7 protein-coding genes are annotated in these 7,457 nt (G+C 75.8%); 1 reads left to right on the top strand and 6 read right to left on the bottom strand.

What is annotated here, in order from left to right:
• Nucleotides 1–67: 67 nt before the first annotated feature.
• The 4 genes from CR162_RS10495 to CR162_RS10480 all read right to left on the bottom strand — a co-directional run bounded on the left by CR162_RS10495 (nt 68) and on the right by CR162_RS10480 (nt 2,995).
• A complete protein-coding gene (locus CR162_RS10495) occupies nt 68–643 on the bottom strand; it encodes a DUF3305 domain-containing protein (RefSeq protein WP_099095493.1) in 576 nt (191 codons plus the stop codon).
• Between the two features lie 7 nt (nt 644–650).
• Nucleotides 651–1,676, bottom strand: coding sequence for a DUF6352 family protein (locus CR162_RS10490; RefSeq protein ID WP_099095492.1), 1,026 nt, complete (start codon nt 1,674–1,676; stop codon nt 651–653).
• Nucleotides 1,677–1,748: 72 nt separating this feature from the next.
• Nucleotides 1,749–2,294, bottom strand: a complete 546-nt coding sequence (locus CR162_RS10485; protein WP_099095491.1) for a DUF6505 family protein — start codon at nt 2,292–2,294, stop codon at nt 1,749–1,751.
• Nucleotides 2,291–2,995 carry a biotin/lipoate--protein ligase family protein gene (locus tag CR162_RS10480; RefSeq protein ID WP_245870250.1) on the bottom strand — a complete coding sequence of 235 codons (705 nt, stop codon included), beginning with the start codon at nt 2,993–2,995 and terminating at the stop codon, nt 2,291–2,293. Before CR162_RS10480 ends, CR162_RS10485 begins: the two co-directional genes overlap by 4 nt.
• Before the next feature lie 114 nt (nt 2,996–3,109).
• Between CR162_RS10480 and CR162_RS10475 the strand changes: the two genes are divergently transcribed.
• On the top strand, nt 3,110–5,143 hold the full coding sequence (locus CR162_RS10475) for a 4Fe-4S dicluster domain-containing protein (protein ID WP_099095490.1): 2,034 nt from the start codon (nt 3,110–3,112) through the stop codon (nt 5,141–5,143).
• Nucleotides 5,144–5,153: 10 nt separating this feature from the next.
• Here the strand turns inward: CR162_RS10475 and CR162_RS10470 are convergent, their stop codons facing one another.
• Together CR162_RS10470 and CR162_RS10465 are read right to left on the bottom strand one after the other, a co-directional pair.
• A complete protein-coding gene (locus CR162_RS10470; protein ID WP_099095489.1) occupies nt 5,154–5,681 on the bottom strand; it encodes a hypothetical protein in 528 nt (175 codons plus the stop codon).
• Nucleotides 5,678–7,414: a transglycosylase domain-containing protein gene (locus tag CR162_RS10465; protein ID WP_245870249.1), complete on the bottom strand. Its 1,737-nt coding sequence runs from the start codon at nt 7,412–7,414 to the stop codon at nt 5,678–5,680. The genes CR162_RS10470 and CR162_RS10465 overlap by 4 nt, the downstream gene beginning before the upstream one ends.
• Nucleotides 7,415–7,457: the final 43 nt, after the last annotated feature.

Below are 7,457 nucleotides of genomic sequence, written 5' to 3'. Positions count from 1 at the left end.
TCCGCCAGTGACTCGGCCTCCAGGCCGCGCTTGCGGCGGGACCAGCGGCCCAGGAAACCCTCCCCGCTCATTCGCCCTCTCCCCCGCCATCCGGACCATCGCCGTCCGGGCCGTTTCCATAGGGGCCGTCATCCCCGGTCCGGCCCGGCCTCCGGCGCGCCAGCGCCTCCGGGTCCGCCCGGTCGCGGCGGCGCTTGGTGAAGCCGCGCTCGCGGTGGTGGCGCGCCACGTATTCCTCCAGCGGCGCGCGGAGGAAATCGGGCAGCGGCAGGCTTTCCAGCGTGTCGTTGCCCACATCGGCGTAGAGATGCGCCTCGCCCGGATCGGCGGTCACTGTGTGCAGCGCCATGCCCGGCTCGCCGGAAGCGGGGCGCAGCACCACCCACAGGCGCGGCGCGCCGCTCTCCAGATTGTGCTTGTAGTTGCTGGTGTCGGTCGGGTGCAGCGCCAGCTCGGCATGGCCGGCCAGGAACAGGCTGCGCCCCGCCTCCTGCCGCAGCAGCGTCCAGGGCGGCAGGGCGGGGGCCTCCGCCAGCACCTCCACCACGCGCCAGGACCAGTCGGCCCAGGGGCTGTTGGCCGGCCGCCGCTCGGCGATGACGGCGACAGGGATGCGCAGGCTGTCGGGCGTGTCGGTCAGCATGGCGGCCTCACAGCGCCGCCTCGGCGGCGATCAGGGGCAGGCCGGTGGCCAGGTTCTGCGGCTTCAGGCGCACCAACCGGGCCGGGTTCATCGCCAGCGCCAGATAGACCGGCCGGCCCGCCACGCGCGGCAGCACCCGCGTCGTCTCCCGGAACTCCAGCACGCCGAGCCAGAGGATGCGCGCCAGCCGCTCCTGCGCCACCGCCTCGCCGTTCCACAGCGCGTTGGCGATGCCGGTGGCCTCGCTGTCCAGCCCGACATGCCAGGACCAGTCGGCATCCTCGATCAGCCGGGTGGGGCGGATCGTCACCGGCTCGCCCAGCACATGCAGGATGAAGCGCTCCAGCGCGCGGGCGAGGCCCTGCTGGCCGGGGCGGCCCTCGGCGATGTCGAGGGCGAGGTCATGCGCGTCGGAGCGGGCGGCATAGGCGGCGGCGTCCGCATCGGCCAGCACGTCCAGCGCCACCTCGCGCGGGGTGGCGCCGGCCTCGGTCAGCAGCCGGCCCAGCGCGCCCAGGTCGCCATCCGCGGCGCGGGCGGCCACCACCTCCTCGTCGGCCAGCAGCAGCGCGCCCTGGTGGATGGCGGCGCGCTGCGGGCGGAACAGGCACTCGGCGGCGCGCAGCGTGTAGGCATCCGCCTCCCCCTCCAGCGCGGCGCGGGCGACGAGCTGGGTGAGCATCTGCAGGAACAGCGGCGGCACGCCGCCCACCCCGCCCCGATACAGCGCCAGCCAGGCGGCCTCCAGCGTGGGGTGGGACAGCACGCGGTCGCGGAAGTCGAGGAAGACCTGCCAGTTCTCCGCGGCGTCCGGGTCGGCCAGCCGGGCGAGAATGGCGGGGGCCACGGGGTGCAGCGGGTCGGCCAGCAGCGCGGCGTGCAGGGCGCGCTCGGCGCCGCAGGCCTCCTCCGGCGGCACCAGCTCGGGACGGGCGAGAAAGGCGCGCCACAGGTCCGGGGTGGAGATCAGCCGCCCCGCCTCGTCGCGGTCGCAAAGCTGGTGGCCGGAGGCGATCCAGAAATCAGCGGTCATGACAAATCACCCAACAGTAAAACGAGGCGCCGGCAAAATAAATTCTCCCGAACCCGTGGCTTCCCCGGCAAGTCATTCGCCCTTGCGCAGCGCGCCGAGATCCACCGCCTCGGGCTCCTCCCCCTCCACCTCCACGATGCCGAAGACGGGCAGGCTGCCGAAGTCGCGGTGCGGCGTCTCGCGGCGGTGCAGGGTGCGGAACCGCTCGCGCACCTGCCCCCCCTCCACGCTCCGGGCCAGGGCCAGCACCGTGCCGGGCGGGTGGCCGCACAGCGATTCCGCGAAGCCGATCTCCTCCTCGGCGGCGGCGCGGGCGGCGGCCTCGTCCGGCGCGCCATAGGCGGCGCGGATATGCGCGGCCAGCGCCGCCACCGCCGCGGCGCGCTCCCCCGCCGTGGCCTCCGCCACCTCCACCAGGGTGGAGAAGCCGAAGCTGCCAAGGCCCAGGAAGCCGGCGCGGAACTCCTGCCGCCGCTTGCCGGCCAGCGCCGCCGGGTCCTCGTCCCAGAAGTCGAAGCCGCCGGGCACGGCCCATTCGCCGGGCTCGGCGGCGCGGCCGAACACCACGGCGTCGGACGGGTCGAGCCGCAGGGTGCGCGGCAGGCGGTGCGGGCTCATCCGGCCTCCAGGGGGTGATGCGTGTCCACGCCCTCGCGGCGCAGCACCAGCGCGCCGGTGGCGGGGTCGAGGCCGCGCCGGGCGCCTTCCATCCAGGGCTCCGTCTCCAGCCGCTCCAGCACCGCATCGGCCATGGCCCGGAAGCCGCGCGACTGCCATTCGGCGAGGCCCGCCATCAGGTGCCGCGCCCAGGCGGCCACCACCTCCCCGGGCGGCACCTCCAGGAAGCCCTCCTCGGCCAGCGCGGTGCGGCCTGGATCAAGGCCGGGCTCATGGCCCTCCGGGTGGCGCCAGAACAGCCGGATGCCCACCACCAGCCAGTCCGGCACGCCCTCCTCCGCCGTGCCGGGTGGCGCGCCCAGGAACGCCTCCCCCACCACCGCCCCGTTCAGCACGATGCGGGCGGGCCAGCGCAGCGTCACCGGGATCTCGGGCGGGCCGAACACCGCCAGCGCGGCGGCGGCGGCGCTGGCGGCGGCGAGCAGCCCGGCCCGGGCGGCGGCGAGCCGCTCCTCCGGCTCCAGCACCAGCGCGGCCTCGATGCGGTCGGGCGCGGCCAGCCAGGGCAGCAGCCCGCCGCCCCGCTCCGGCGCCAGCGCCATGGCACGCGCCCGCGCATCCTCCTCCGGCCCCAGCGGCAGCGGGCTGAACACGCTGGGCAGGGGCGGCAATCCGCCCCGCAGCGGGCCTTCGCACATCATGCTTGCGCGCATTCTCGGCGCTCTTCCCTCGTCATCCGGCATGGCGATGGATATATGCGCTTCGGCCCGCGCCGGGACAGCCGGCGGGAAAAATCATGGCGGGCAGGAGAATTCATGAGAGATCCGGCCGAGAACGCCAACCGCACCGTCTTCGCCTGCAGCTGCGAGGACAGCATGCGGCTGGACGAGGGTGCGCTGGCGCGCGGCTGCGGCGGGCGGCTGCGCACCGCCGAGCAGCTCTGCCGCGCCCAGCTCGACCGCTTCCTGGGCGCGCTGGGCGAGGGCGACGTCACGGTGGGCTGCACCCAGGAGGCGCCGCTGTTCCGCCAGGAGGCGGAGGCGGCGGGCCATGCCGGCGCGCTGGACTTCGTCAACATCCGCGAGCAGGCGGGCTGGGCGCAGGAAGGCGCGCAGGCCGGGCCGAAGATGGCCGCCCTGCTGGCCACGGCCGGCCTGCCCATGCCCGCCGCCCCCTTGGTGCCGCTGGAAAGCCAGGGCGTCGCGCTGATCCTGGGCCGCGACGAGGCCGCGCTCGCGCTGGCGGAGCAGCTCCAGGACAGGCTCGACCTCACCGTGCTGCTGACCGGCGAGGCGGAGGTGACCCCCCGCCCGCAGGCCGAGTATCCCGTGCTGCGCGGCCGCGCCCGCAACGCCACCGGCTGGCTGGGCCATTTCAATGTCACCGTCGATGGCTACGCGGCGGCGGCGCCTTCCTCCCGCGCCGCCTATCGCTGGGGCACGCCGCGCGACGGCGCCGCCAGCGCGTGCGACATCCTGATCGACCTCACCGGCCACGCGCCGCTCTTTCCCACCCACGAGACGCGGCTGGGCTATTTCCGCGCGGCGCCCGGGGATGCGGCGGCGCTCGCCCGCATCGCGCGCGAGGCGGGCGAGCTGGTCGGGCAGTTCGACAAGCCGCGCTTCATCCGCTTCGAGGCGGGGCTGTGCGCCCATTCGCGCAACCGGCGCACCGGCTGCACACGCTGCCTGGACCTTTGCCCCACCGGCGCCATCACCCCCGCCGGGCCCGGCCACTGGGACAGCGTGGCGGTCAGCGCCGAGATCTGCGCCGGCTGCGGCGCCTGCGCCGCCGTCTGCCCCACCGGCGCGGCGCAATACGACCTGCCGCCGACCGACGCGGTGCTGCGCCGCATCCGCGCCCTGCTGCTGGCCTATCGCGCGGCGGGCGGCGAGGCGCCCACCCTGCTGCTGCATGACGCGGCGGGCGAGGCGATGATCGATGCCCTGTCCCGCCACGGCCCGGGCCTGCCCGCGCATGTGCTGCCGGTGCGGCTGCACGCGGTGACGGCCGCCGACCTCGCGACGCTGGTGGCGCCCTTCGCCTGGGGCGCGTCCGACCTGCAGCTGCTGCTGCCCGCCCGCCGCCCGCACGGGGCCGGCGGCGTGCTGCGCAACGTGGACCATGCGGAGGCGGCGCTGGCCGGGCTCGGCCTGCCCCATGCGCCAGGCGTCATCGAGACGGACGATCCCTTCACCCTGGGCGAGATGCTGCGCGCCGCGCCGCGCCCGGCAGCGGCGGCGCGGGCGGAGTTCCTGCCCCTCGGCGCGCCGCGCGAGATCCTGCGGACGGCGCTGGCGGCGCTGCGCGAGGCGGCGGAGGCGGCCCCCGCCCTCATTCCCCTGCCGGAGGCGGCGCCCTTCGGCGCGGCGCATGTGGCGGTGGAGGGCTGCACCCTCTGCCTGGCCTGCACCATGGTCTGCCCGACCGGCGCCCTCGCCGCCAGCCCGGAGCGGCCGGAGCTGTCCTTCCTGGAGGATGCCTGCGTGCAGTGCGGCCTTTGCGCCAGCACCTGCCCGGAGAAGGTGATCACCCTGGAGCCGCGGCTGGACCTGCGGCCCGAGGCCGGGCAGCGGCGGGTGGTGAAGCGGGAGGAGCCGGCCACCTGCCCCGCCTGCGCCCGGACCTTCGGCACCCGCGCCTCGATCGACCGGGTGAAGGCCAGGCTGCGGGCCGGCGGCCACTGGATGTTCGCCGACCCGGCGCGGCTCGCCATGCTCGACCTGTGCGAGGATTGCCGCGTCTCCGCCGCCACCGGCAGCGGGATCGACCCCTATGCCGGAGCGCCCCGCCCGCGCCCCCGGACCACGGAGGACTACCTGCGGGAAGGCGCGCCGGACGAGGGCTGAGCGGCCCGGCTCAGCCGAGGACGACGCGGGTGGCGCCGTCCTGGCTGCTGGCCTGCAGGCCGAGCCCGGCCAGCGTTTCCAGCACGCCCTCCGGCGCCGGCCAGTTCACCGCGATGGCGTTGCCGTCCAGCCGCAGCAGCGGCGTCCCCGGCGGCAGCGCGCGCGCGCCGGCGGCCAGGTCCAGCAGCGCCAGGTCCACCTCAGGCCGGGGCGGCGCGATGGCGGCGGTGGCGAGCACCTCCACCTTCAGCGGCTTGGCCACGGCCAGCGCCAGCACGGGCCGCACCGATTCCAGGAAGCGGCCCGAATCCACCTGCCCCTCCTCATGCGGCCGGCCGAGGCGCAGATAGGCGCGGATCAGCGCCTCCATCTCCCGCGCGCCCTGCAGGGCGCGGCCGACCCGCACCGCGTTGCGCTCCTCCGGCGGCAGCGAGGCCTGCACCGCCTCCAGATTGGCCTGCAACACCATGAAGAAGTTGTTCATGGCGTGCTGCATCGGGCGGGCCAGGTCAGCCAGGCGGGTGGGGGCGTCGGTCAAGGGAGTCCTTCCTCCACGATCTCGCGGAACAGTTGCGCCGGCAGGGTGCCGCCGCGCACGTCATCCATCGGGCTGGCATCGTCATTGCCCAGCCAGACCCCGATGGCCAGGGGGGGAGCGAGCCCTATAAACCAGGCGTCGCGGAAATCCTGCGTGGTTCCGGTCTTTCCTCCCACAACCTTACCTTGCACCAGGGCGGCGCGGCCGGTACCCCGCGCCACCACCGCGCCCAGCATCCGCCGCATCATCGCCGCGTGCTCCGCCGAAAGCACGCGCTGCGGCGCGGTGCGCGGCACCGCCAGCAGGCGGCGGGCCGATTCGGCGCGTGTCACGCCATGCGGCTCCACCAGCAGCCCGCCATTGCCGAAGGCGGCATAGGCCGCCACCAGATCGAGCAGCGTGGCCTCGGCGGTGCCCAGCGCCAGCGCGGCATTGTCGGGGAAGGGGCCGCGCAGCCCGAGGCGGCGTGCCGTCTCGGCCACGCGGCGCGCGCCGCCCGCGCGCAGCAGCACCCGCACGGCGGCGGTGTTGACGCTGTGCGCCAGCGCCTCCTCCAGCGAAAGCGTGCCACGGCCGCGCCAGGCGCCGTTGCGCGGCGACCAGCCGCCCAGCGTCAGCGGCGCGTCGGACACCGCCTCCTCCGGCGTGGCACCCGCCTCCAGCGCCGCCAGCCAGACCACCGGCTTGAACACCGAGCCGGGCTGCCGCCGCGCCGTGACGGCGCGGTTGAAGGGGCTGGCGCGGTAGGAGCGGCCGCCCGCCATGGCGCGCACCGCGCCGTCGCGCATGTCGAGCGCCAGCACGGCGCCCTGCCCCGCCCTGGCCACGGCGCCGGGGCCGGACAGCAGCGCCTCCAGCCGCGCCTCCACCACGGCCTGCAGCTTCAGGTCCAGGGTGGTGCGCAGCACCAGGTCGCCGGCGCCGGGATAGTTCTCGGCCAGGTCGTCCCGCACCCAGTCGGAGAACCAGCCCGCATCGCCGGAAGGGCGGCGCGGCAGGGCCATGCGCTCCGCCTCCTGCGCGGCCCGGCGGGGGGTGATCAGGCCCGTCCCGGCCATGGCGTCCAGCACCTCGGCGCCGCGGCGGATGGCGGCGTCCGGCGCGGCGCGCGGGTTGAGGCGGGAGGGGGCCTTGGGCAGCCCGGCCAGGATCGCCGCCTGCCACAGCGTGACGCGCCGCGCCGGCACGCCGAAGTAAAGCCGCGCCGCCGCATCCACCCCATAGGCGCCGGCGCCGAGATAGACGCGGTTGAGATAGATCTCGAGCAGCTGGTCCTTGGTGAAGCGGCGCTCCAGCCACAGCGCCAGCATCGCCTCCTGCACCTTGCGGCGCAGGCTGCGCTCGGGCGTCAGGAACAGATTCTTGGCGAGCTGCTGCGTCAGGGTGGAGCCGCCCTGCACCACCCGCCTGGCGCGGAGGTTGGCCAGCGCCGCGCGGGCCAGCCCCACCGGGTCCAGCCCGAAATGCTCGCGGAAGCGCCGGTCCTCCACCGCCATCAGCGCGCCAGGCAGGAAGGCGGGCAGGTCGTCGAGCCGCGCCACCTCGCCATAAAGGTCGCCATGGGTGGACAGGAGGCGGCCATCGGCGGCCTCCAGCGTCACGGAAGGGCGGCGCGTGGTGGCCAGCGCCTCCTCCGGCCGCGGCAGGTCCCAGGCGAAGAAGAGCAGCAGGGCCGCGGCCGCCACGCTTCCCCAGATCGCCAGCAGCAGCAGGCGGCGGAGCCAGGCGCCCACGCCGCCGCGGCGGCGCGGCGGGTTGCGGGCGCCCGGAGAGGCG

This window comes from Teichococcus rhizosphaerae (assembly GCF_002631185.1).
In the GTDB taxonomy this organism is placed as follows: domain Bacteria; phylum Pseudomonadota; class Alphaproteobacteria; order Acetobacterales; family Acetobacteraceae; genus Pseudoroseomonas; species Pseudoroseomonas rhizosphaerae.
The sequence above is the reverse complement of the archived record's forward strand: the minus strand, read 5'-3'. Positions and strand labels throughout refer to the sequence as shown.